The sequence below is a fragment of the uncultured Parasphingopyxis sp. genome, from assembly GCF_937129435.1.
Classification (GTDB): Bacteria; Pseudomonadota; Alphaproteobacteria; order Sphingomonadales; family Sphingomonadaceae; genus Parasphingopyxis.
On record NZ_CAKZNF010000081.1, the window covers coordinates 1 to 22,839 of the forward strand.

General features: G+C 64.8%; 23 protein-coding genes and 1 pseudogene. 19 read left to right on the plus strand and 5 right to left on the minus strand.

Features of this window, described 5'->3' with window-relative positions; all coding sequences use genetic code 11:
• Positions 1 to 529, plus strand: a pseudogene (locus Q0139_RS12665) (hypothetical protein); the annotation flags it as partial.
• Positions 530 to 696: 167 nt separating this feature from the next.
• Here Q0139_RS12665 and thrS read toward each other — a convergent pair.
• Together thrS and Q0139_RS12675 are read right to left on the minus strand one after the other, a co-directional pair.
• The gene (gene thrS / locus Q0139_RS12670) at positions 697 to 2,694 is read right to left on the minus strand and encodes a threonine--tRNA ligase (RefSeq protein ID WP_298022546.1); all 1,998 of its coding nucleotides are present in this window, start codon (positions 2,692 to 2,694) and stop codon (positions 697 to 699) included.
• A gap of 379 nt (positions 2,695 to 3,073) precedes the next feature.
• Positions 3,074 to 3,739 (minus strand): glutathione S-transferase family protein, encoded by a 666-nt coding sequence (locus tag Q0139_RS12675; RefSeq protein WP_298022548.1) that lies wholly within the window; start codon positions 3,737 to 3,739, stop codon positions 3,074 to 3,076.
• 76 nt (positions 3,740 to 3,815) lie between these two features.
• Between Q0139_RS12675 and Q0139_RS12680 the strand changes: the two genes are divergently transcribed.
• The 5 genes from Q0139_RS12680 (at position 3,816) to Q0139_RS12700 (ending at position 7,339) form a co-directional block, all read left to right on the plus strand.
• Positions 3,816 to 4,565 (plus strand): alpha/beta hydrolase, encoded by a 750-nt coding sequence (locus tag Q0139_RS12680; protein ID WP_298022550.1) that lies wholly within the window; start codon positions 3,816 to 3,818, stop codon positions 4,563 to 4,565.
• A 1-nt stretch (position 4,566) separates the two neighbouring features.
• On the plus strand, positions 4,567 to 5,481 hold the full coding sequence (locus Q0139_RS12685; RefSeq protein ID WP_298022552.1) for a tetratricopeptide repeat protein: 915 nt from the start codon (positions 4,567 to 4,569) through the stop codon (positions 5,479 to 5,481).
• 240 nt (positions 5,482 to 5,721) lie between these two features.
• The gene (locus tag Q0139_RS12690; RefSeq protein WP_298022554.1) at positions 5,722 to 6,156 is read left to right on the plus strand and encodes a VOC family protein; all 435 of its coding nucleotides are present in this window, start codon (positions 5,722 to 5,724) and stop codon (positions 6,154 to 6,156) included.
• Entirely contained in the window at positions 6,150 to 6,875 is a 726-nt protein-coding gene (gene gloB, locus Q0139_RS12695) for a hydroxyacylglutathione hydrolase (RefSeq protein ID WP_298022555.1), read from the plus strand. The genes Q0139_RS12690 and gloB overlap by 7 nt, the downstream gene beginning before the upstream one ends.
• Before the next feature lie 56 nt (positions 6,876 to 6,931).
• A complete protein-coding gene (locus Q0139_RS12700) occupies positions 6,932 to 7,339 on the plus strand; it encodes a hypothetical protein (RefSeq protein ID WP_298022557.1) in 408 nt (135 codons plus the stop codon).
• Between the two features lie 280 nt (positions 7,340 to 7,619).
• On the opposite strand, the gene Q0139_RS12705 is transcribed toward Q0139_RS12700, so the two are convergent.
• Entirely contained in the window at positions 7,620 to 9,422 is a 1,803-nt protein-coding gene (locus Q0139_RS12705; RefSeq protein WP_298022560.1) for a long-chain fatty acid--CoA ligase, read from the minus strand.
• A 108-nt stretch (positions 9,423 to 9,530) separates the two neighbouring features.
• On the opposite strand from Q0139_RS12705, the gene Q0139_RS12710 reads away from it, so the two are divergent.
• Positions 9,531 to 11,264, plus strand: a complete 1,734-nt coding sequence (locus Q0139_RS12710) for a gamma-glutamyltransferase family protein (RefSeq protein ID WP_298022562.1) — start codon at positions 9,531 to 9,533, stop codon at positions 11,262 to 11,264.
• Positions 11,265 to 11,275: 11 nt separating this feature from the next.
• On the opposite strand, the gene Q0139_RS12715 is transcribed toward Q0139_RS12710, so the two are convergent.
• Together Q0139_RS12715 and Q0139_RS12720 are read right to left on the minus strand one after the other, a co-directional pair.
• Entirely contained in the window at positions 11,276 to 11,809 is a 534-nt protein-coding gene (locus tag Q0139_RS12715; RefSeq protein ID WP_298022563.1) for a hypothetical protein, read from the minus strand.
• 40 nt (positions 11,810 to 11,849) lie between these two features.
• Positions 11,850 to 12,896 carry a quinone-dependent dihydroorotate dehydrogenase gene (locus tag Q0139_RS12720; RefSeq protein WP_298022565.1) on the minus strand — a complete coding sequence of 349 codons (1,047 nt, stop codon included), beginning with the start codon at positions 12,894 to 12,896 and terminating at the stop codon, positions 11,850 to 11,852.
• A 92-nt stretch (positions 12,897 to 12,988) separates the two neighbouring features.
• On the opposite strand from Q0139_RS12720, the gene Q0139_RS12725 reads away from it, so the two are divergent.
• The 12 genes from Q0139_RS12725 (at position 12,989) to Q0139_RS12780 (ending at position 22,796) form a co-directional block, all read left to right on the plus strand.
• On the plus strand, positions 12,989 to 14,815 hold the full coding sequence (locus Q0139_RS12725; RefSeq protein ID WP_298022567.1) for a DUF885 family protein: 1,827 nt from the start codon (positions 12,989 to 12,991) through the stop codon (positions 14,813 to 14,815).
• A gap of 202 nt (positions 14,816 to 15,017) precedes the next feature.
• On the plus strand, positions 15,018 to 15,878 hold the full coding sequence (locus tag Q0139_RS12730) for an AraC family transcriptional regulator (RefSeq protein ID WP_298022569.1): 861 nt from the start codon (positions 15,018 to 15,020) through the stop codon (positions 15,876 to 15,878).
• A 95-nt stretch (positions 15,879 to 15,973) separates the two neighbouring features.
• On the plus strand, positions 15,974 to 16,387 hold the full coding sequence (locus Q0139_RS12735) for an SUF system Fe-S cluster assembly regulator (RefSeq protein ID WP_298022571.1): 414 nt from the start codon (positions 15,974 to 15,976) through the stop codon (positions 16,385 to 16,387).
• On the plus strand, positions 16,384 to 17,865 hold the full coding sequence (sufB, locus tag Q0139_RS12740) for a Fe-S cluster assembly protein SufB (RefSeq protein ID WP_298022573.1): 1,482 nt from the start codon (positions 16,384 to 16,386) through the stop codon (positions 17,863 to 17,865). The genes Q0139_RS12735 and sufB overlap by 4 nt, the downstream gene beginning before the upstream one ends.
• A complete protein-coding gene (locus tag Q0139_RS12745) occupies positions 17,858 to 18,040 on the plus strand; it encodes a hypothetical protein (protein ID WP_298022575.1) in 183 nt (60 codons plus the stop codon). The genes sufB and Q0139_RS12745 overlap by 8 nt, the downstream gene beginning before the upstream one ends.
• Entirely contained in the window at positions 18,037 to 18,336 is a 300-nt protein-coding gene (locus Q0139_RS12750) for a hypothetical protein (RefSeq protein ID WP_298022577.1), read from the plus strand. The genes Q0139_RS12745 and Q0139_RS12750 overlap by 4 nt, the downstream gene beginning before the upstream one ends.
• Before the next feature lie 57 nt (positions 18,337 to 18,393).
• On the plus strand, positions 18,394 to 18,975 hold the full coding sequence (locus Q0139_RS12755) for a hypothetical protein (RefSeq protein ID WP_298022578.1): 582 nt from the start codon (positions 18,394 to 18,396) through the stop codon (positions 18,973 to 18,975).
• Positions 18,972 to 19,727: a Fe-S cluster assembly ATPase SufC gene (sufC, locus tag Q0139_RS12760; protein ID WP_298022580.1), complete on the plus strand. Its 756-nt coding sequence runs from the start codon at positions 18,972 to 18,974 to the stop codon at positions 19,725 to 19,727. Before Q0139_RS12755 ends, sufC begins: the two co-directional genes overlap by 4 nt.
• A gap of 187 nt (positions 19,728 to 19,914) precedes the next feature.
• Complete coding sequence (locus tag Q0139_RS12765; protein ID WP_298022582.1) at positions 19,915 to 20,676, plus strand: SufD family Fe-S cluster assembly protein; 762 nt, start codon at positions 19,915 to 19,917, stop codon at positions 20,674 to 20,676.
• On the plus strand, positions 20,673 to 21,896 hold the full coding sequence (locus Q0139_RS12770) for a cysteine desulfurase (RefSeq protein ID WP_298022584.1): 1,224 nt from the start codon (positions 20,673 to 20,675) through the stop codon (positions 21,894 to 21,896). The genes Q0139_RS12765 and Q0139_RS12770 overlap by 4 nt, the downstream gene beginning before the upstream one ends.
• 10 nt (positions 21,897 to 21,906) lie before the next feature.
• Positions 21,907 to 22,440, plus strand: a complete 534-nt coding sequence (locus tag Q0139_RS12775) for an SUF system Fe-S cluster assembly protein (RefSeq protein ID WP_298022586.1) — start codon at positions 21,907 to 21,909, stop codon at positions 22,438 to 22,440.
• Positions 22,440 to 22,796, plus strand: coding sequence for an iron-sulfur cluster assembly accessory protein (locus Q0139_RS12780; protein ID WP_298022588.1), 357 nt, complete (start codon positions 22,440 to 22,442; stop codon positions 22,794 to 22,796). Before Q0139_RS12775 ends, Q0139_RS12780 begins: the two co-directional genes overlap by 1 nt.
• Positions 22,797 to 22,839 lie beyond the last annotated feature (43 nt).

The window sequence follows — 22,839 nt, forward strand, 5'->3', positions numbered from 1 at the left end:
CCTCGACCTGATGGCGACATTTGCGTCGCTCGCTGACGTGGAACTTCCGAAGGAAGATCGCGAGGGAAAGCCGACCATCTTCGACAGCTACGACATGACCCCGGTCTGGACCGGCTCGGGCGACAGCCCGCGCAACGAATGGTACTACTTCACCGAGGACGAGCTGAGCCCGGGTGCCGTGCGCGGCGGCCAGTTCAAGTTCGTGTTCAACCTGCGCGGCGACGACGGCGCCTCGACGGGCGGCCTCGCGGTCGACACCAACCTCGGCTGGAAGGGCGCGGAGAGCTACGTGGCGACCGTCCCGCAGGTCTTCGACCTCCTCTCCGATCCGCAGGAGCGTTATGATATCTTCATGACGACCTTCACCGAGAGCACCTGGACGACGGTGGCGGCGAACGATGCGGCGATGGCACCCACGAGGGCTGCGGTCTTGAGGGTGGAGGACATGTCTTTTCCTTTCGTCAGACAGTATTCGGTTGTTTGCTTGACCGTGGTCCGGCGGTCCTGCCGGTCGGTGCCCCAAGCCTGACGCGACGTCCCGCCGCAGGCCATTCACGCAGCTGTGCATCACGCCCGTGTCAGGGCACGTCATGGCTGTGTGACACTGCGCAGCCGCAGAAACCGAGTGAAATCAGGGAAACGAAAAAGGGCCCCGAAACAATCGGAGCCCTTTACGTTGCCGGTTCTGACGTAATGTTACAGCAGATCGGGCGGCGTCGCGCTGCGCGACAGCTCGCTCACGATGTCCGTCAGCGATGTTACAGAGGTCTGCTTCTCGCCGAGGCGGCGCACGGTGACCGTCCGCTCCTCGACTTCGCGGTGGCCGATGGCGAGGATGACCGGAACCTTGCCCACGGAATGTTCGCGGACCTTGTAGTTGATCTTCTCGTTGCGAAGATCGGTCTCGACCCGGATCCCTGCCGCAGCGAGCTTCGCCTCGACCTCGTTGGCGTAATCGTCGGCATCCGAGACGATCGTCGCGACCACCGCCTGTACCGGCGCGAGCCATACGGGCAGTCGCCCGGCGAAATGCTCGATCAGGATACCGATAAAGCGTTCATAGCTGCCGAAGATCGCGCGGTGGAGCATGACGGGGCGATGCCGCTCGCCATCCTCGCCGACATAGCTCGCATCGAGCCGTTCGGGCAGCACCCGGTCCGACTGGATCGTGCCGACCTGCCATGTCCGGCCGATCGCGTCGGTCAGATGCCATTCGAGCTTCGGCGCATAAAAGGCGCCTTCGCCGGGAAGCTCTTCCCAGCCATATTCCTCGGTCGCCATGCCGGCATCGACGACGGCCTGCCGCAGCTCGGCCTCCGCCTTGTCCCAGTCCTCGTCCGACCCGAAGCGCTGTTCGGGGCGCAGCGCCAGCTTGATCTCATATGTGAACCCGAAATCGGCATAGACCGTATCGGCGAGTTCGCAGAAGCGCCGCGTCTCTTCGATCACCTGATCCTCGGTGCAGAAGATATGGGCATCGTCCTGCGTAAATTGGCGCACGCGCATCAGGCCGTGGAGCGCGCCATGCGGTTCGTTGCGGTGGCAGCAGCCCATTTCACCCAGCCGGACCGGCAGGTCGCGATAGGATGTGATGCCCTGCTTGAAGACGAGGACGTGCGCGGGGCAGTTCATCGGCTTCAGCGCCATCCACTCGGCGTCGTGCGACACGAGTTCGGCGTCATCCTCGGTATTCGGCACTTCGTCGGGGATGACGAACATGTTCTCGCGATATTTGCCCCAATGGCCGGATTTCTCCCATTGCCGGGCGTCCATCACCTGCGGCGTCTTGATCTCGCGATAGCCCGCGCCGTCCATCTTGCGCCGCATATAGCTCTCCAGCTCGCGCCAGATGCGATAGCCCTTGGGATGCCAGAAGACCGATCCGTGCGCTTCCTGCTGCAGGTGGAACAGGTCCATTTCCTGCCCCAGCTTGCGATGATCGCGCTTCTGCGCCTCTTCGAGACGATGCAGATAGGCGTTGAGCTGCTTCTTGTTCAGCCAGCCGGTGCCGTAGATACGCGTCAGCTGCGCATTCTTCTGGTCGCCCCGCCAATAGGCGCCCGCGACGCGCATCAGTTTGAAGGCCTGCGGGTCGAGCTTGCCCGTGCTTGCAAGATGCGGGCCGCGGCACATGTCGAGCCAGTCGTCACCCGACCAGTAGACCGTCAGTTCCTCATTCTCGGGTAGTTCGGCGGCCCATTCCGCCTTGAACGTCTCGCCCTCGCTCTGCCATTTCTCGATCAGCTGTTCGCGCGACCACACCTCGCGGCGCAGCGGCTTGTCCGCCCTGATGATCTCGCGCATCTTCTCCTCGATCGCGGGAAGATCGTCCATCGAGAAGGGATCGCGGCCCTCGGGCGCCATCACGTCATAATAGAAGCCGTCATCGGTCGCCGGGCCGAAGGTGATCTGCGTCCCCGGCCACAGCGCCTGCACCGCCTCGGCCAGCACATGGGCATAGTCGTGGCGGACAAGCTCGAGCGCATCGGCCTCGTCCTTCGCCGTGATCAGGGACAGCGCGACATCGCGCTCGAGCGGACGCATGATGTCGCGCACCTCCCCGTCCACGCGCGCGGCAAGCGCGGCCTTGGCGAGGCCCGGGCCGATATCGGCGGCGATCTCGGCCGGCGTGGTGCCGGGCGCGACCTGCCGCTCCGAGCCGTCGGGGAGGGTGATCTTCAGCATCTCGGTCATCAAACCGGTTTCCTTCATGCGCATCCGGCGCGCATGTCTTTCTCCGCGCGCGCCCCGGCGCGCACATGGCAGAAGCCGCCGCGCGCCGGAAGGGGTGACGTCGGAATTTCGAAAGCAGGACCGGGAGGCCGACGCCGCGCCACCCGAACCCGGGCGGCGGGGCCGCTACGTCAACGCGCGACCGTCCGCCCCCGGCAGATGCCGGTGGTGGTAGTCGTGGTCGAGAAGCGATTGAGCGCCATGGGCAGCGATATAGGGAAAAAGGGTGAGGAAGTCACTAAGCCGGGGAATCCGGACCCAAAGGCCAGCGCTATCGACAAATAGACAGACATGCTGGACATTCACGATCGAGGAAATCCTTTCCGCCGACTAACCGCCCTCAATCGATGGCGTCGGGCTGGCCGCCCGCCTTTTCCGCCGCCCTGGCGCGCTTGAAGCCGTCGCGGGCCTTCAGCCGGTCGAGATAGGCGGCGAGCGGGCCGGCAAGGGCATCGGCGTTGCCGGAAAAGCCAGCGAGGATCAGGGCATAGCCGATCGAAATATCGGCCATGGTGAAGCGGCCGGCCGCCAGATATTCGCTGCCGTCGGCCAGCCGGTCGGCAATCCGCGTCACGCGATTCTGGAAGACGTCGCGATAGTCCTGGTCGATCTCGGGCCGTTCCTCGCCGGGCCGGGCGAAGCGACCGTAGCGTAACGACACCGTCTGCGGCGTCGTCAACGTCGCCTCGCCGAAGGAAAGAAGGTCGCAATAATCGCCGAAGCCGGGCTCGTCCGTCGCAATGGCGAGATCGCTGCCCGCCTTGCGCGCCAGATAGTCGCAGATCGCCACGCTTTCCGTCATCCGCACATCGCCGTCGAGAAAGAGCGGGATCGTGCCGAGCGGATTGTCCTCCAGATATTCCGGCGCGGCATAGCGCGGCGGGAAGGGCATTACGACGAGATCGTAGGGACGCCCCAGTTCCTCGAGCGCCCACAGGCAGCGGAACGAACGCGCGGCGGCGCAGTGATAGAGCCGGGGCCGGGCGGCGGTTTGCGGGTCGGGCATGGGCAGGGCTTCTCCTTGACGCGATGGCCGGTTTCCGGGCAGTCCCGCCCGGCAGCCAGCGCAGGATAGGGGCAATATGAGCGACGTCCAGTATCACGAACGCCAGGGCAAGCCGCGGCTCGCCTATCGCCATCGCGAGGGGATCGGGCCGACGCTCGTCTTCCTGCCCGGCTATATGTCCGACATGACCGGATCGAAGGCGCAGACGATCTGGGCCTATGCCGAGGCCGAGGATCGCGCCTGCCTGCTGCTCGACTATGCCGGCTGCGGCGCCAGCGACGGCGCGTTCGAGGAGCAGCGGATCACCGACTGGCGCGACGATGTGATGGATCTCGTCAACGCGCTGGTGCTCGGCCCGGTCGTGCTGATCGGATCGTCGATGGGCGGCTGGCTGATGCTGCTTTGCGCGCTGGCGCACCCGGAGCGCATCGCGGCGCTGGTCGGCGTGGCCGCCGCGCCCGACTTTACAGACTGGGGATTCAGTCAGGAAGACAAGCTCACCATCATGCGCGATGGGAAGCTGGTCGAGCATTCGGACTATGGCGACGAACCCTATATCACGACCAAGGCGTTCTTCGAGAGCGGCGAGGCGAACCGGCTGCTTGGCGCGGAGATCGGCATCGACGTTCCCGTGCGGCTGTTTCATGGGCAGCGCGATGCCGACGTCCCGTGGGAATATTCGGTCCGGCTCGCCCGGCAGCTGCGTTCAGCCGATGTGCAGGTGACGCTGGTCAAGGACGGCGACCATCGCCTGAGCCGGGTCGAGGATGTCGCCCGGCTGCTGGCTGGAATCGAATGGCTGCTCGAAAGCCTGAAAGCGAGTTGAATTGAGCCTTTTCCTGATGCTGGCCATGCAGGCCGCACCCCCCGTGATCGACCCCGTGCTCATGCCCGAACGCCGCGAAGAAAGTGAAACTGCTACGCCCGCACCCGCCGAGGCGGATTCGCCCGTCGTCCGGCGAGGGCGCCGGCTGTTGAGCTGCATCCAGACCGCCGACACCGATCCGCAGGCCGCGATCGCCGAGGGCGCGCGCTGGCTGCTCGATGGTGGCGGGATCGAGGCGGAGCTTTGCGTCGGCGTGGGGCAGGAAGCCGCCGGGAGTTTCGCCGAGGCGCGCGCCGCCTATGATCGCGCCGCTGGCCTCGCCGCAACCGCGGGCGATCCGCGCGAACAGGGCATCCGCGTGTCCATCGGGCGCATGGCGCTGGCCGAGGGCGATGCCGAAGCGGCGCGTGCGATCTTCAACGCGGCGCTCGGATCAAGCGCGCTCAACGAGGAAACGCAGGCGCAGGTCCATGCCGAACGGGCGCGCGCTCTGGTCGCGCTAGACGAGGGCGATGCGGCGCGGGCCGACCTGCTCGAAGCGCAGCGGCTGGCGCCCAACGATGTCGGCATCTGGCTGCTTTCGGCGACGCTTGCGCGGCGTCAGGGCGCGCTGGAGGCTGCGGGCGACCTGATCGATCGCGCGCTCGAACTCGACCGCGAGGACCCCGCCGTGCTGCTCGAAGCCGGCAATATCGCCATCGGGCTCAACGCCTATGACGTCGCCCGCCAAGCCTGGCAGGAAGCCAGCGCCGCCGGCCCCGACACCCCCGCCGGCCAGGCCGCCGCGCGAAACCTGCAACGCCTCGCCGAGTTCACGGCGGAAGAGGGGACGGTCGATGTCGATCTGCCGGAGGGGCTGATCGAGGACGATGAGGTTATGGATGCGGAAGAGGGTGGCGACGCACCGACACCCTAGTTGATCGTACAACACTCCTTTTGCGCTCACCCCGAGCCTGTCGAAGGGTCTTCGCGAACCAGAACCGACCCTGCGACAAGCTCAGGGTGGGCGCATCTTTCATTGTCCGTCATTGCGAGAAGCCGAAGGCGACGCGGCAATCCAGAGTCTCAAGCGACATCCCTCTGCGGCTCTGGATTGCTTCGCTGCGCTCGCAATGACGGCGTTTCGGAATTGGTGCGAATGCTCTAAGATCGTCCCATGAAATATCTCCACACCATGATCCGTGTCTCCGATATCGACGAGACGCTGCGCTTCTTCGATCTGCTCGGACTGGAGGAACAGAAGCGCTACGAGGTCGAGGCCGGCCGCTTCACGCTCGTCTTCCTCGCCGCGCCCGGCGATGAGGAGGCGCAGGTCGAGCTGACCTACAACTGGCCGCCCGAAGACGGCAGCGCGGCGGAGGATTATGACGGCGGCCGCAATTTCGGCCATCTCGCCTATGCCGTCGACGATATCTACGCGACCTGCCAGCGACTGTCCGATGGCGGCGTCACGATCAACCGCCCCCCGCGCGACGGGCGCATGGCCTTTGTCCGCACGCCCGACAATATCTCGATCGAATTGCTGCAGAAGGACGGCGCGAAGGAACCGGCTGAACCCTGGGCCAGCATGGAGAATGTGGGAGAATGGTAATGGAAATCGTCCGCATCCCTGTCCTCAACGACAATTATGTCTGGCTGGTCCATGAGCCGGAGAGCGGCGAGACGATGGTCGTCGATCCCGCCGTCGCCGATCCGGTGCTCGACGCGGCCAAGGAGCGCGGCTGGCAGATCACGCAGATCTGGAACACGCACTGGCATCCCGATCACACCGGCGGGAATGAGGCGATCAAGGCGGCGACGGGGTGCACGATCACCGGGCCGGGCGCCGAGGAAGCGCGGATTCCGACGCTCGATGTGAAGGTGGCCGAAGGCGACACGGCCCGGCTCGGCGATGTCAAGGCGAAGGTCATCGACGTGCCGGCGCACACGGCCGGCCATATCGCCTATCATATTCCGTCCGAAGGCGTCGCGTTCGTCGGCGATACGCTGTTCGCCATGGGCTGTGGCCGGCTGTTCGAAGGGACCGCCGAGCAGATGTACGCCAATATGCGCAAGCTTGAGGCGCTGCCCGACGAGACGCGCGTCTATTGCGCGCACGAATATACGCAATCGAACGGCGAGTTCGCGCTGACGGCCGAGCCGGAGAACGAAGCGCTGCAGGCGCGGATGGCCGAGGTGATCGAAATGCGCGCGCGCGGCGAGGCGACGGTGCCGACGACGATCGCCGCCGAAAAGGCGACCAATCCCTTCATGCGCGCACAATCGGTCGAGGAATTGGCCGAGCGCCGCGCGGCAAAAGATGCAGCCTGAGCGAATCCGTGCTATAGGCGGAATTTCGGGGGCGTGGCTGTTGAAGGAGTATTGCCATGCGTGGCACGACATTAGCGATCATAGCGGTATTGGGAGTGGCAGGCGCGGGCGCCGGTGCGGCGCTGGCCGATGACGGCGAACGCGCACTGCCGATCGATACGCGGATGGATCGGCTGCTAGCCGGCAAAACGCCCGGCCCGGCCGAACGCTGCATCCCGCGGCGCTTCGATTCGACGATCATCGACGAGGACACGATTCTGTTCCGCGAGAATACGAGCGTCGTCTATCGCAGCGAGATCCCCGGCGGCTGCCCCGGCCTCGATCACGATCGCGCGATCGAAATCCGGCAGACCGGCACGCATCTGTGCGCCGGCGACGCGATCAGCGTTTTCGATACGCAGACCGGTGCCGACTACGGCCGCTGTTCGATCGGCGAATTCGTGCCGTACCGGCGCGAGGGGTAGGGCGGAGACTGACGTTCGACGTCGCTTGCGACGTTTTCAAGAAGCCACCGGCGTCGATGGACTCACGCAAAGACGCTAAGCCGCAAAGGGTTCCATCTTGAGGGATATCTCTTTGCGGCTTCGCGTCTTTGCGTGATCAATTTTCCGGTCGCGCGCACGAGCAGGCGCAAATCGTCCATGCGCTCACGCTGAGCCTGTCGAAGCGTAATCTCGTTAATGCACCGACCCTTCGACAAGCTCAGGGTGAGCGCGGAGGGCACCATCGCTCGTGACCGCGACCCTATCGATACAGCCCGTCGAGCCGCTCGTGATACACATTGCGCAAAATATGCCGACGTATCTTCATCGAGGGCGTCATCTGGTCGTTTTCGATGGTGAAAGCTTCGTCGGCGAGCACGATGCGGCGGACCTTTTCGACCGCGGCGAGGCCCTTGTTCACCCGGTCGACCGCCGCCGATAGCGGTTTCAGGAATTCCGGGTTGTCGCGCAGAGCGGCGAGGTCGTTCTCCGCGCCATGGTCCTTCGCCCATTGCTTCTGCCAGTCGGCATCGGGCACGATCAGGCCGACCATATACGGCCGCTTGTCGCCGGCGACCATCGCCTGGCCGATTTCCGGCTCCAGCGTCAGCATCCCCTCGATCCGCTGCGGCGCGATATTGTCGCCCTTGTCGTTGACGATGATGTCCTTCTTGCGGTCGGTGATGACGAGCCGGCCCTTTTCGTCGAGATGGCCGATATCGCCGGTGTGGAGCCAGCCGTCCTGCAGCGCGCGCTCGGTCTCTTCGGTGTTGCGCCAATAGCCATTCATGACGAGTTCGCCGCTGACCAGGATTTCGCCGTCTTCGGCGATCCGGATGTCGACGCCTTTCAGCGGCGGGCCGACCGTATCCATCTTCAGCCCCGTGCTCGGCCGGTTGCAACTGACGACGGGCGCGGCCTCGGTCTGGCCGTAGCCCTGCAGCAGCGTCAGCCCCAGCGAATGGAAGAAGGTGCCGATTTCCGGATTGAGCGGCGCGCCGCCCGAGACCAGCGCCTTGATCCGGCCGCCGAAGCGTTCGGAGATTTTCGGCCGCAGGATCATGTCGAGCAGCAAATCCATCGGCCGGTCGGTGATCCGCTTCTTCCCGCCGGCCTCGCGCTCGCCGATATCGAGCGCCTTTTGCAGCAGATAGTTGGAAACCTTGCCCTGGCTTTCCATCGCCTTGAGCAGCCGGGTGCGCAGCACTTCGAACAGCCTCGGCACCACGATCATCAGCGTGGGGCGCGTTTCGACGATGTCGGCGGCGAGCTTGTCGAGCCCGCGCGAATAATAGATTTGCGCGCCCAATGCGATCGGGAAGAACTGCCCGCCGGTATGTTCATAGGCGTGAGAGAGCGGCAGGAAGGAGAGAAAGACCTCCTCGTCCCAGCCGAAATCATTGGCGATGATATCGACGCAGCCTTCGCAATTGGCGAGGATCGATCCGTGCGACTGCATGACGCCGCGTGGCGCGCCGCCCGTGCCGCTCGTATAGATGAGGCAGGCCAGATCCTCGCGCGCGAAGTCGCAAGCCGCGGCGCGCTTTTCGACATCGCACCCTTCGGCGCCGATCAGCGATTCCCAGTCGTGATAATGGATATCGCCGCCCTGCCCGATCCGCATCGGTTCGATCCCGATGACCATGCGGCCGTGCCGCGAATTGAGCGCCGCACGCACGACCGTCGTCGCCAGCTTCTGCGTCGAGACGATGATCGCCTTGGCCCGGCTGTCCTCGAGGATATGCGCGTGGTCGCGTTCGGTGTTCGTCGTATAGGTCGGAACGGTGACGGCGCCCGCCGCCATGATCGCGAGATCGGCGATGCAGAATTCGGGCCGGTTTTCGCTGACCAGCATTACCCGGTCGCCCTTTTTGATGCCGAGCCGCTCGAGCGCGTCGGCGAGCGCGCAGACCTGCTCCGCCGCTTCGCGCCAGCTGCGCGACTGCCACGTATCGCCCTCCCGGTGCCAGAGGAACGGCGCATCGCCGCGCTCCTTCGCCCGGGTGAAGAACATCGTCAGAAGATTGGGAAAATGTTCGAGCGCGGTCCGCGAGCGCCTGGCCATGAATTATCCTCTCGGGTCCACAAAGGGATTCTCGTTGCCGCACTTTTAGCGGATTTCGGGCGCAGTGCCAGATGGACAATCGGCGCGGGCCTCGCCTAACACGCGGCCATGACATTTTATCGCCTGTTCGCCGCGCTTTGCGCTCTCGCCCTTGCCTCCTGTGCCGCCATGCCGCCACCGGACACAGCGCAATCGGCCGCACCGCCCGTGACCGAAGCGCAGGCCGAGACTCTGGTCCAGCCTTTCGTGATCGCGGCCAACCCGCTTGCCGCGCGCGCCGGTATGGAGGTGTTCGAGCGCGGCGGCAGCGCGGCGGATGCGGCCGTCGCCGTGCAGGCGATGCTGTCGCTCGTCGAGCCGCAAAGTTCCGGCATGGGAGGCGGTACGTTCATCAACTATTACAACGCCGCCGAGGAAAGCGTCGTCATCTATGACGGCCGCGAGGTGGCGCCCGCGCAGGCAAGCCGGACGATGTTTCTCGACGCCGATGGCGAGCCTATCGGCTTTCGCGACGCGGTGGTCAGCGGGCGGGCGACCGGCGTTCCCGGTGCGGTCGCCGCGCTGGCGATGGTGCACGAAGCGCATGGCAGCCTGCCCTGGTCGCAGCTGTTCGGATCGGCCATCGCGACGGCCGATGAGGGCTTTATCGTCAGCCCGCGGCTCGGGCGATTCCTGACGATCGATTTTCCGCAGCTTTCGGTGCCCGATGCCGATTCCTATTTCTCGCGACCCGATGGGACGCGGCTGCAGATCGGCGACCGGCTCCGCAATCCCGACTATGCCGATTTCCTGCGCCGCCTTGCCGCCAACGGGCCCGATGCGCTCTATCGCGGCGAGACGGCGGCGCGGATCGTCGAGCGGACCCGGCAGGGGCCGCTGGGCGGCACGATGACCATGGCGGACCTTGCGAACTACCGCCCGGTCGTGCGCGAGCCCGTCTGCCGGCCGTGGCAGGGCTATCGCGTCTGCGTCCCGCCGCCGCCATCGAGCGGCGTCGGTTTCCTGCAGCTTCTCGGCCTGCTCGACCGCACCGATATCGCCGAGCGCGGGCCGGACGATCCGCAGGCCTGGTACCTGTTCGCCGAGGCGAGCCGCCTGATGTACGCCGATCGCGACCGCTATGTCGGTGACGTGCCGACGGTGCCGATCGACGGGATGCTCGACCCGGCCTATCTGGATAGCCGCGCGGCGCTGATCGGGCCGCGATCGGCGGAGAATGTCGTGGCCGGAACCCCGCCCGGTGCGTCCGAGACCGTCACCGACATGACACGCGAACCGGCCGGCACATCGCATTTCATCGTCCGCGACGCGCAGGGCAATGTGATCTCGATGACGACGACGGTCGAATCGATCTTCGGCACGGGCCGGATGGTCGACGGCTTCTTCCTCAACAACCAGCTCACCGATTTCTCGTTCAACCCGTACCAGGCGGACGGCAGCCTCGCCCCCAACGCGGTGGCAAGGGGCAAGCGGCCGCGCTCCTCGATGATTCCGCTGATCATGGTCGATGGCGAGGGCGCATTCGCGGGCGCGATCGGGTCAGCGGGTGGCAATTCGATCCTCGCCTATGTCGGCAAGTCGCTCGTCGGCGCGGTACTCTGGGGCTTGCCGATGCAGGACGCGCTGGCGCTCCCCAACCTCGTCGCGCGCAGCAACCGGATCGGCGGCGAAGTCGGCGATTTCGATCCGGCAATCGTCGAGGGGCTAGCCGAGCGCGGCATCGACCTCGAACCCGGCCAGGGCGAAGATTCGGGCGTCCATGCCGTCATCATCCGCGACGGCGGCCGGGTCGATGGCGGCTACGATCCCCGGCGCGAAGGCGCGGTGCTGGTCGGGGAGTAGCGGCCGGCTTCCTACTCGGCTTCGGCGCGAACGAGGTTGAGCGTAGAGGGCGCGCTTTCGCTGCCTTGCCGATAGGTTTCGCTGCGGACGATCCGATCGTCGCCGACAATGGCGATGGCGAGATCGTGCAGCGCCGATTCGTCGCCCGAAAGGTCGGTCGCATCGAAAAAGGCGAAGGAAATGGCGTCGTCCGCCTCCCGTTCGGAGAGCATCAGGCGGGGCTGGTTCCCCTGCGGGCAATAGTGCGTCACCATGAGAGTGGGGCCTGCCAGATGGTATAGCGTCAGCGAATGCGGCCGGTCGCCCGCCATCCATTCTTCAACCAAGGTGGTTCCCCGGGCGGTCAGGTAGAAATGCACGCGGAGGGCGGAATCGGCATCGTCGGCGTTGCGCCACATGCCGGCGAGTGCGGATAGCCGGGTGAAAGCCTCCTCTGCTGCGCTTGCGGTCTGTATTTCGTCCGACTCCGCACCGTGTTGCGCGTTTGCGGGTGCCGTGGCCGCACCCAGGGCGCATGCTGCGAGCAGCCTATAGATGTTGCGCATCACGGAATTCTCCTTGTCGTTGCGATCGGGCAAGCGCCGGTCATCCGGTGCCAACCGCCTCGGCGATATCCGCAAACCCGTCACGGCGGCGTAGCCGGTCCATCCCCCTCACGATCCGCTTCGCCAGCCCCGGACCTTCATAGACCAGCGCGCTGTAGAGCTGGACGAGACTCGCCCCGGCCTTGATCCGCGCCCAGGCTTCCTCTGCGCTGTCGATGCCGCCCGCCGCGATCAGCGGGATCATCCCGCCACAGGCCTTGTGAAAGTCGGCGAGCCGTTGCCGCGCCAGCGGCGCCAGCGGCGCGCCGGACAGGCCACCGGCCTCTCCGGCATGTTTCGACCTCAGGTCCGGGCGCGAAATCGTCGTGTTGCCGATAATGAGCGCCGCCACGCCGTGCATGATCGCGACGCGCACGACGGCGTCGATATCGGCGGGCTCGAGATCGGGCGCGAGCTTCAGGAAGACGGGTGGCCCCCTTTCTCCTCCGGGCTCGCGCTTCGCATCCATCACCCCCTCGAGCAGCGCCGCCAGCGCGCCCTCGTCCTGCAGCGCGCGCAGGCCGGGCGTATTGGGCGAAGAGACATTGACGGTCAGATAGTCGGCGACCTTGGCCATCGCCGCCGCTCCCCTGGCATAGTCGCCGATCCGGTCGTCCGAATCCTTGTTCGCGCCGATATTGACGCCGACGATCCCCTTTGTGCGATCCCGCCGCGACAACCGGACGAGCGCCGCCTGCTGACCGGCATTGTTGAACCCCATCCGGTTGATGACGCCCCGGTCTTCGGTGAGCCGGAACAGGCGCGGCTTCGGATTGCCGGGCTGCGGCAAGGGCGTGACCGTCCCGATCTCGACATGGCCGAAGCCGAAGCCGAACATCCGGTCGAAAACTTCGGCGTCCTTGTCGAAACCCGGGGCGAGGCCGACGGGGTTGGGAAAGCGCAGACCGGCCAGTTCGACCTGCATCGCCGTCGGCGCGGAGTGCGGCGCGCGGCGGGGCATCGCCTTCAATCCCGCGATGGTCAACCGGTGCGCGCGCTCTCCATCGAGCGTGAAAACGGCCGGCCGGACAAGCGAATAGAGCCCCATGCGCCGCGCTATGGCACCGGGGGCAAGGCTGGTCAAAGCACCCGGCGACTGGCTAGGGTGGGCGCCTGTCACGATAAACGGAGTCGCAATTCATGGATCGCAGATTGTTTCTTTCGACCGCCCTCGCTTTCGGCTGTGTCGCGGTCACCCCGGCAATTGCCCAAAGCGCTGCCGGCGCCGCAGCCGACAGCATGATGCCGCCGCCGCCCGATGCGCGGCTCGCCGATTTCTTCGAGGCCTATGACGAGGCCGAACTCGCCTTCTCCCCGCTGTCCAAGGCCTATCGCGGCATTCGCGACGAGGATTATGGCGAATGGGGCGATTTCAGCGATGCCGATGCCGTTGCAGGGCATGAGCGGCATCAGGCCGCCCTCGCCGAGATGCGCGCCAATTTCGCCGATGCCGAGCTGAGCGCGGATTCGCGGCTGAGCTATACGCTGTTCGAACGGATGGCCGATCGCAGCTCTCGCGCATTCGAATTCCGCCACAACGATTATGTCTTCGACCAGATGAACGGGGCACAGAGCGGGCTGCCGGCCTTCCTCATCAACATCCACCGCGTTTCGGCTAAGGACGACGCCGAAGCCTATGTCAGCCGCCTGGCGTTGCTGGGTCCGGCGATGGACCAGCTGATCGCCGAAGCCGAAACGCGCGCCGAAAACGGCGTGATGCCGCCCGACTGGGTCTATCCCTATGTGCTGTCGGACACGCGCAACGTGATCACCGGCGCGCCCTTCGACGACAGCGGCGAGGACGCCCCGCTCTGGGCCGACCTGCAGGAAAAGGTGAACGCGCTCGAGATTTCCGACGAGGAGAAGGCGGACCTGATCGCGCGCGGGCGGACGGCGCTGCTCGAATCGGTCGGCCCGGCCTATGAGCGGCTGATCGCGATGTTTGAGGCGCAGCAGCCCAATGCGCCGACCGATGACGGCATCTGGCGCTTCGAGGATGGTGCCGAATATTATGCCGAGCGGCTGCGCAATTACACGACCACCGACTATAGCGCCGAACAGATTCACCAGATCGGCCTCGACAATGTCGAACGCATCCATGGCCAGATGCGCGCGATCATGGAGCAGGTCGAATATGACGGCACGCTGCAGGAATTCTTCGAATATCTGCGCACCAACGACGACATGTTCTTCGACACGCGCGAGGAATATCTCGCCGAGGCCAATACCGTGATCGACGCGATGCGCGAGCGGCTGCCCGAATATTTCGGCACGCTGCCCCAGTCGGACCTGATCGTGAAAGCGGTCGAGGAATTTCGCGAACAATCCGCGGGCAAGGCGTTCTACAACTCGCCCGCGCCGGACGGGTCGCGCCCCGGCACCTATTACGTCAATCTCTACAATCTGCGCGACATGTCGAAGACCGAGCTCGAGGCGCTGGCCTATCACGAGGCCGTGCCCGGACATCACCTGCAGCGCGCGATCCAGACCGAGACCGAAGGCCTTCCCGCTTTCCGCCGGTTTGGCGGCTTCACCGCCTATACCGAGGGGTGGGGCCTCTATGCCGAGGAGCTGGGCAAGGATATGGGCTTCTACACCGATCCCTATTCCGATTTCGGCCGGCTCGGCATGGAACTGTGGCGGGCCTGCCGGCTCGTCGTCGATACCGGCATCCATCATATGCGCTGGAGCCGCGAACAGGCGATCGAATATCTGTCCGAAAACACGCCCAATCCGGACGGCGACATCCGCAAGGCGATCGAGCGCTATATCGTCTATCCGGGCCAGGCGACGGCGTACATGATCGGCAAGCTCAAGATCATGGAGCTGCGCCAACGCGCCATGGACGCACTCGGCGACCGCTTCGACTGGGGTGGTTTCCACGATGCGGTATTGCTGCCCGGGCCGGTCCCGCTCGACCTGTTGGAAGAAAACATCGATGCGTGGATCGCGGCGCAACAAAGTTAGGGTAAATAGTCCGATGATGTCGCTTTTATCCAATACGCCGTAGCGGCGACTCGCTATCCGACCCTTGCGACCCGAAGGAAGCCCATTCCGGGATTCCTGATCCTAACGGCCTCGATGTTTCGGCATCGGGGCCGTTTTTTTGTTGCTTTTCAAGCCTGATGCGGCACAATGGCGCCATAAAAATATATAACGGGACGCATTGGTGGACGATCTTTCCAAATTTTCGTTGGAATACGCTGCGCCTGCCGACGACCTGAAGGAGCTGGTCTCCTCCTTCTATCATTTTCGTGCCGATGTTGAGGAGACGCGCCAGACGGAACGGGCGGATCGCGCGCAATTCCGGTTCCTGCTGAGCGGGAGCGGCGGATATGAATTCCACGACGGCAGCTATCACGAATCGTCGCTGATCTCGATCATCGGGCCGACGACCGGCCCCACCATCGGCCATATCAAGGGCCCGCTCGAGATTTTCGGCGCCGGGCTGCAGCCAGCGGGCTGGGGCACGCTGATGGGCACCGAGGGCCACAAGCATAGCGACAGCCTGATCGACGCGATCGCCGTTTTCGGCGAAGGGCTGCTTCAGGTGCGTGACGCGCTGATCGCGGCGCCGACCATGGCCGCCAAGGTGGAAATCGCCAATGAATTCGCGCGCGGGCTGCTGAGCCGGGCCGATTCCGCACCCTTCTGGTTCACGCGGACGGTCGACAAATGGCTGCTCAGCGATGCATCGCCCAAGCTGGAAGACCTGATCGCCGAGACGGGCCTTTCGAAGCGCCAAGTCGAACGGATGACCAAGCGGTTCTACGGCGCGACGCCGAAATTGCTCGCGCGCAAGCACCGCGCGCTGCGTGCGGCATCGGCACTCGTCCGCAACGATCCCGAGGGCGCCGACACCGCCGCCGAGGGTTTTTACGACCAGTCGCACCTGATCCGCGAGCTCAAGCAGTTCACCGGTTTCACCCCCGGCAAGATGCGCGCGTCGCCGCCCGAGCTGAACCGGCGCGTCGCCGAAGGCCGCAAAGGCCTGTCGGGACAGGTCGATCCGCTCGTTTCCGACAGCTGATTCTTTCGTTCGCACATGCGGCAAATGGTTGATTTCCGCTGCGTCATGGCCCAGATCGTAATCGGAACGAATCAATCCGATTAACGAAGGGTGTCATGCGTCTTTCCAATATGGCCGACTATGCCGTCGTCATGATGAGCGCCGCCGCGCGCCATTGCGGCGGCGCGCGTACGAGCGCTGCCGAACTCGCCGCCGAGACGGGCATTCCCGTGCCCACGGCGCAGAAGCTCGTCAGCCTGCTGACGCGTGCCGGGCTGTTGCGTTCGATGCGGGGCACGGGCGGCGGGATCAGCCTCGGCCGGCCCGCGGCCTCGATCAGCCTGGCCGATATCGTCGAGGCCATCGAAGGGCCGATCGCGATGACGGCCTGTGTCGATCAGGGCGCACATGATTGCGGGCTCGAAGCCTGCTGCACCGTCAAGCCGCATTGGGGCGCCGTCAACCAGGCCGTCCGCGGCGCACTGACCGGCGTCACCCTTGCCAGCCTGTCGCAGGAGGCGCGCGCATGAACGAGGAAGTCAAAATCCAGGACGCCGAGGCGCGGGCCGCCGCGAAAAAGGCGGAAACCTATGAATTCGGCTGGTCGTCGGACATCGAGTCGGATTTCGCGCCCAAGGGGCTGAACGAGGACACGGTACGCTTCATTTCGGCGAAGAAGAAAGAGCCCGAATGGATGCTCGACTGGCGGCTCAAGGCCTTCCGGCTCTGGCAGGAGATGGAAGAGCCGGACTGGGCGAAGCTCGACATCCCGATGATCGATTACCAGGACGCCTATTATTACGCCGAGCCGAAAAAGAAGCCCGAACTCGAATCGCTCGACGAGCTCGATCCCGATATCCGCGAGACGTATGAGAAGCTCGGCATCCCGATCGAGGAGCAAAAGGTGCTCGCGGGTGTCAAAGGCGCCAGAAAAGTTGCCGTCGATGCGGTGTTCGACAGCGTCAGCGTCGCCACGACCTTCCGCGAGGAGCTGTCCAAGGCCGGCGTCATCTTCATGTCGATTTCCGAGGCGATCCGCGAATATCCCGACCTGGTCCGCAAATGGCTCGGCAAGGTCGTACCCTCGAAGGACAATTTCTTCTCGCAGCTCAACGGCGCGGTCTTTTCCGACGGCACCTTCGTCTACATTCCCGAAGGTGTCCGCTGCCCGATGGAGCTTTCCACCTATTTCCGGATCAATGCCGAAAATACCGGGCAGTTCGAGCGCACGCTGATCGTCGCCGACAAGGGGAGCTATGTCTCCTATCTCGAAGGCTGCACCGCACCGATGCGCGACGAGAACCAGCTGCACGCCGCGGTCGTCGAGCTGATCGCGCTCGACGATGCCGAGATCAAATATTCGACCGTCCAGAACTGGTATCCGGGCGACAAGGACGGCAAGGGCGGCATCTACAATTTCGTGACCAAGCGCGGCCTGTGCCAAGGCAGGAACAGCAAGATCAGCTGGACGCAGGTCGAGACGGGCAGCGCGATCACCTGGAAATATCCGAGCTGCGTCTTGAACGGCGAAAACAGCGTCGGCGAATTCTATTCGGTCGCGCTCACGAACAACCATCAGCAGGCGGATACCGGCACGAAGATGATCCACAACGGCGCGAACACGCGTTCGACGATCATCTCCAAGGGCATCAGCGCGGGCAAGTCCGACAACACCTATCGCGGGCTGGTACGGGTGGGCCCGCGCGCCGAGAATGTCCGCAACTTTACCCAGTGCGACAGCCTGCTGCTCGGCGACGAATGCGGCGCGCACACCGTGCCCTATATCGAGGTAAAGAACCCGACCGCGCAGATCGAGCATGAGGCGACGACGAGCAAGATCAGCGACGACCAGCTCTTCTACGCCATGCAGCGCGGCCTCGACGAAGAGGCGGCGGTGGCGCTGATCGTCAACGGCTTCGCCAAGGAAGTGCTGAAAGAACTGCCGATGGAATTCGCGGTGGAAGCGCAGAAGCTTCTGGCTATTTCGCTGGAGGGGTCCGTTGGCTGAGAATTATTCTGCAATGACGGTCAATGAGCGCCTTTTCGCTGCCGGATTGCTGGACGAGTATGATCTGGCGAAGGCGTCCGGCGAACGCGACCGGATCAATGCTGTCCTGCGCCAAGTCGGATTGCAACAGGATGCCAAGGGCATGAATCGGCAAATTAAAGGAAGTGTCGGATGAGTATTGCCGCAGCCCTATTTTTGCTCCTCCAAGGGGCAACCGAACCCTGCCCTGGCGCGCTTGAGTTCCGCAGCGATTACGGTCCGGCCGCGGTGCAGGCGGAGGTCTATGCGCAGTGCATCGGTGCCAACGGGCTGCCGAGTGAGGCTGAGCTGCCTGCGCGGCTCGCGGCCTGCGAAGGCGAACGCACGGCGAGCGCGGCGGCGCTGTATCAGCCGCAGGCATTCGACTGGGTGGACCGGATGGCGGCGCGCTATCCGGGCTGCGCCGTCCCGATCCATGTGAAGGCGCGATAGGCGCGTCGACGAGAGGACAATGAAATGAAGTTGCTTGGCATTTCCATTGCGGCCCTGATGGCCACCGCTGCCGCGCCCGCCCTCGCGCAGGACGATGAGCCCGATGGCGAGCCCAATCTCGAAGCCATCGACCTGCTGTTCGGCGACCAGGTCGTTACCGGCGGCGAAGACGATGACGGCGATGCGGCCGAGGAAGACGCCGCCATTGCCGATGACGATGGCATGGACAGCGAAGCCGAACCGCCAGCGGACGAGGAAATCACCGACCCTGATGAAGCGGTCGAAACGGAAGAGGAACGGGAGATCTCCGACCTGACCCGCGCGCTGCACGGCTATGAGGATTGCGCCATCGCGGCAGGTGCCAGCCTGATCGAACAGGGCTATGAGCCCGAACAGGCGGGCGAGCAGAGTGTGCTCAGCTGCTCCGGCGCCCGCGCGGCCTATGTCAACGCCTTCTATTTCGAACTACTGCCCCGCTATCCGGGCGCCGCGGAGACCGAAGTCCGCGCCAGCGCTGAGCGGCTGACCCAGCAGACCGACCGCGCCGTCGCCGCGCTCGTCGCGCGCGAAGCGCCGAATTACCAGCCGCCTGCCGAAGACGAGCCGGCGGCCGAAGACGAGGAAGAAATCAGCGAATGACGCTTTTGAACATCGAAAACCTGCACGCCGAAGTCGACGGCAAGCCCATTTTGAAGGGCATCGACCTCGCCATCGGCGCGGGCGAAATTCACGCCGTGATGGGCCCCAATGGCGCCGGCAAGTCGACGCTCGCCTATGTGCTGGGCGGGCGCGACGGCTATGAGGTGACGCAAGGCAAGGTGACCTTCGGCGGCGAAGACCTGTTCGAAATGGATCCGCATGAGCGTGCCGCGGCGGGCATGTTCCTGGGCTTCCAGTACCCGGTCGAAATTCCCGGCGTGTCGAACATCCAGTTCCTCCGCGCGGCGGTGAACGCGCAGCGCGAGGCGCGCGGCGAAGACCCGCTGTCGGCGGGTGATTTCCTGAAGGTCGCGCGCGAACAGGCCAAGGCGCTCAAAATGGACGCCGATATGCTAAAGCGCGCCGTGAATGTCGGCTTTTCGGGCGGCGAGAAGAAGCGCAACGAGATGGTACAGATGGGGATCATCGACCCGAAACTCGCCATCCTCGACGAGACCGATAGCGGGCTCGACATCGATGCGCTGCGCACCGTGGGCGAGGGCATCAACGCGATCATGCGCAAACCCGACAAGGGCGTACTGCTGATCACCCATTATCAGCGCTTGCTGGAGACGGTGAAGCCCGATTACGTCCATGTGCTGGCGGCGGGCCGGATCGTGAAGACGGGCGGGCCCGATCTCGCGCTGCAGCTTGAAGAAGAAGGCTATGAGGCCGTGGCGGAGGCGGCGTAATGTCGACCGGCTTCCTTCTTTCTTCGCGCGATAGCGCAATCCGGATGCGTCGAATTGTCTCACGCAAAGACGCAAAGACGCAAAGAAGGTGGTTGCAGCGTAGCGCTCTTCGCGTCTTTGCGTCTTTGCGTGATTCAAATATCGGCGTTTCAAATGAGAAGACCGGCTTGCGCCGGCTTGGCACGACATGAACGAAACGCTCCCCCTTCCCACCCGCCGCGACGAGGCGTGGCGCTATGCCGATCTCGGCGCGCTCGAAAGCGTCTGGGCCGACATTGCCGGACAGCGCGAGACGATCGACGTGCCTGCCGGCGAAACGGCATCGCGGCAGATCGTGCTCGAAGCAGCGGAACCGAATGTTTCCGTTCGCACGCTCGACGTCCATGTCGGCAAGGGCGGGCGGTTCGCGCTGCATTGCCTCGCCATCGATACCGATTACGGACGGATTGCGGTCGATGTCCGGCTTGAGGACGGCGCGCATTTCGAACTGGGCGGCGCGATCCTCGGCGGCTGCGAGCGGACGCTCGAGATCGTCACCGATGTCCGCCATGACGAGCCCAACGGCACGTCGAACCAGGTCGTGCGCTCGGTGCTCGCGGATAAAGCGACGGGCAGCTTTCTCGGCCGCATCGGCGTCGCGCGCCACGCGCAGAAGACCGACGCCGCGCAGTCGGTGAAGGCGATGCTGCTCGATCGCAGCGCGACCGCCAACGCCAAGCCCGAACTCGAAATCTTCGCCGACGACGTGCTGTGCGCCCACGGTGCCACGGTCGGCGAGCTCGACAAGGCGGCGCTGTTCTACATGGCCTCGCGCGGCATTCCGCCCAAGGAGGCGCGCCGGCTGATGCTGCAGGCGTTCATCGCCGACGCCTTTGTGAGCATGGCCGACAATGATGCGCGCGAGGCGATGGAAACAAAGGCGCTGGCTGCATTGGAGGCGCTGGTATGAACGTCGCCGTTACGCCGCGAGAGGACGCAAAGGCGCTCGACCGCCGCGCCGACTTCCCGGCGATCCCCGAAGGCTGGGCCTATCTCGATACGGCCGCGACGGCGCAGAAGCCGCAGGCGGTGATCGACGCGATCACGCGTGGCTATGGCGAGACCTATGCGACCGTCCATCGCGGCGTCTATGCACGCTCGGCGGATATGACGGTCGCCTATGAAGCGGCGCGCAGGCGGGTTGCCGATTTCATCGGCGGCAAGGAGGGCGAGATCGTCTTCGTGCGCGGCGGGACGGAGGCGGTGAACCTCGTCGCCAACAGCTGGGGCGGCGTAAATATCGGCGCCGGCGACCGGATCATGCTGTCGACGCTAGAGCATCACGCGAATATCGTCCCGTGGCAGTTGCTCGCCGAGCGGACGGGCGCAAAGATCGACGTCTGCCCGCTGACCGAAGACGGGCGGATCGATCTCGATGCGATGGCCGACATGCTGACCGAGACGCACAAGCTCGTCGCACTCGCGCATGTCTCGAACGTGCTCGGCTCGGTGCTCGACGGCAAGCGTGCCGCCGATCTCGCGCATGGCGTCGGCGCGAAGCTGCTCCTCGATGGCTGCCAGGCCGCGCCGCGCATGCCCGTCGACGTCGCCGCGCTCGATTGCGATTTCTACGTCTTTTCCGGGCACAAGCTCTACGGCCCGACGGGCATCGGCGCGCTTTGGGCGCGGGCCGAGATCCTCGACGCGATGCCGCCCTGGGAAGGCGGCGGCGCGATGATCGACAAGGTGAGCTTCGAAGGCACGACCTTCGCCCCGCCGCCGCAGCGCTTCGAGGCCGGAACGCCGCATATCGTCGGCGCGCTCGGGCTGCATGCGGCGATCGATTATGTCGAAGCCATCGGGCTCGACGATATCGCGCTGCACGAGAACGCATTGGTGACGGAGGCGCGCGAGGCGCTGTCCCAGATCAATTCGGTGCGGCTGTTCGGGCCGGACGATTCGGCCGGGATCGTCAGCTTCGGCATCGAGGGGGTTCATCCCCACGACATCGGCACCATATTGGACGAAGAGCAGGTGGCGATCCGCGCCGGCCACCATTGCGCGCAGCCGCTGATGGCGCATCTCGGCGTCGACGCCACGGCGCGCGCGAGCTTCGGCGTCTACAACAACAGCGACGACGTCGCCGCTTTGGTGCGCGGGATCGAGCGCGTGACACGAATTTTCGGATAGGGTGGGAATGATGGACGACGAACCCCGCAAGATCGAAACACAAGAGGTCGACAGCGTCGACAAGCCCGCCCGGGCCAGAGTCGAAGACGCCGACACCAGCGAACCGGTTGTCGCGCCTTCGCCCTTCGAGGCGCAGGATCTGGAAGAACGCGATCCGCGCGAGGAACTGGCGCGCAAGAAGGACTATCTCGAAGGCTTTTTGGCGCAGCAGCCGAAGCCCGATCCCGACGCGGAAGAGGCGGACGATCTCGAAGGCGCCGTGGTCGCCGCGATCAAGGAAATCTACGACCCTGAAATCCCGGTGAACATCTACGATCTCGGCCTGATCTACGGTGTCGAGGTGACCGCCGACAAGGAAGCGATCGTCACGATGACGCTGACGACGCCGCATTGCCCGGTCGCCGAGTCGATGCCCGGCGAAGTCGAATTGCGCGTCGGCGCCGTGCCCGGCGTTGGCCATGCCGAGGTCAATCTCGTCTGGGACCCGCCGTGGAGCCCGGAAAAAATGACCGATGAAGCCCGTCTCGAACTGGGGATGCTGTGATGACAGACGTCAAAACCCGCGCGATACCCGCCGCACTGAATCTCACCGATGCCGCCAATGCGCGGATCGAAAAGCTGCTCGGAGACGCACCGGAAGGCACGGTCGGCCTCAAGCTGTCGACGCCGCAGCGCGGCTGTTCGGGCCTCGCCTATTCGGTCGAATATATTTCCGAAGCCGATCCGATGGACGAGAAGATCGAAACGCCGGGCGGTGATTTCTATGTCGACGCCGCCTCGGTGCTCTATCTGATCGGGTCGACGATGGACTGGCAGGAAGACGATTTCGTCGCCGGTTTCACCTTCGACAACCCGAACGCCACCGGCACCTGCGGCTGCGGCGAGAGCTTTACGGTCTAGACCGGGGCGCGGCGCTGCGGCAGTATCGGCTCCGGTCGCGTCC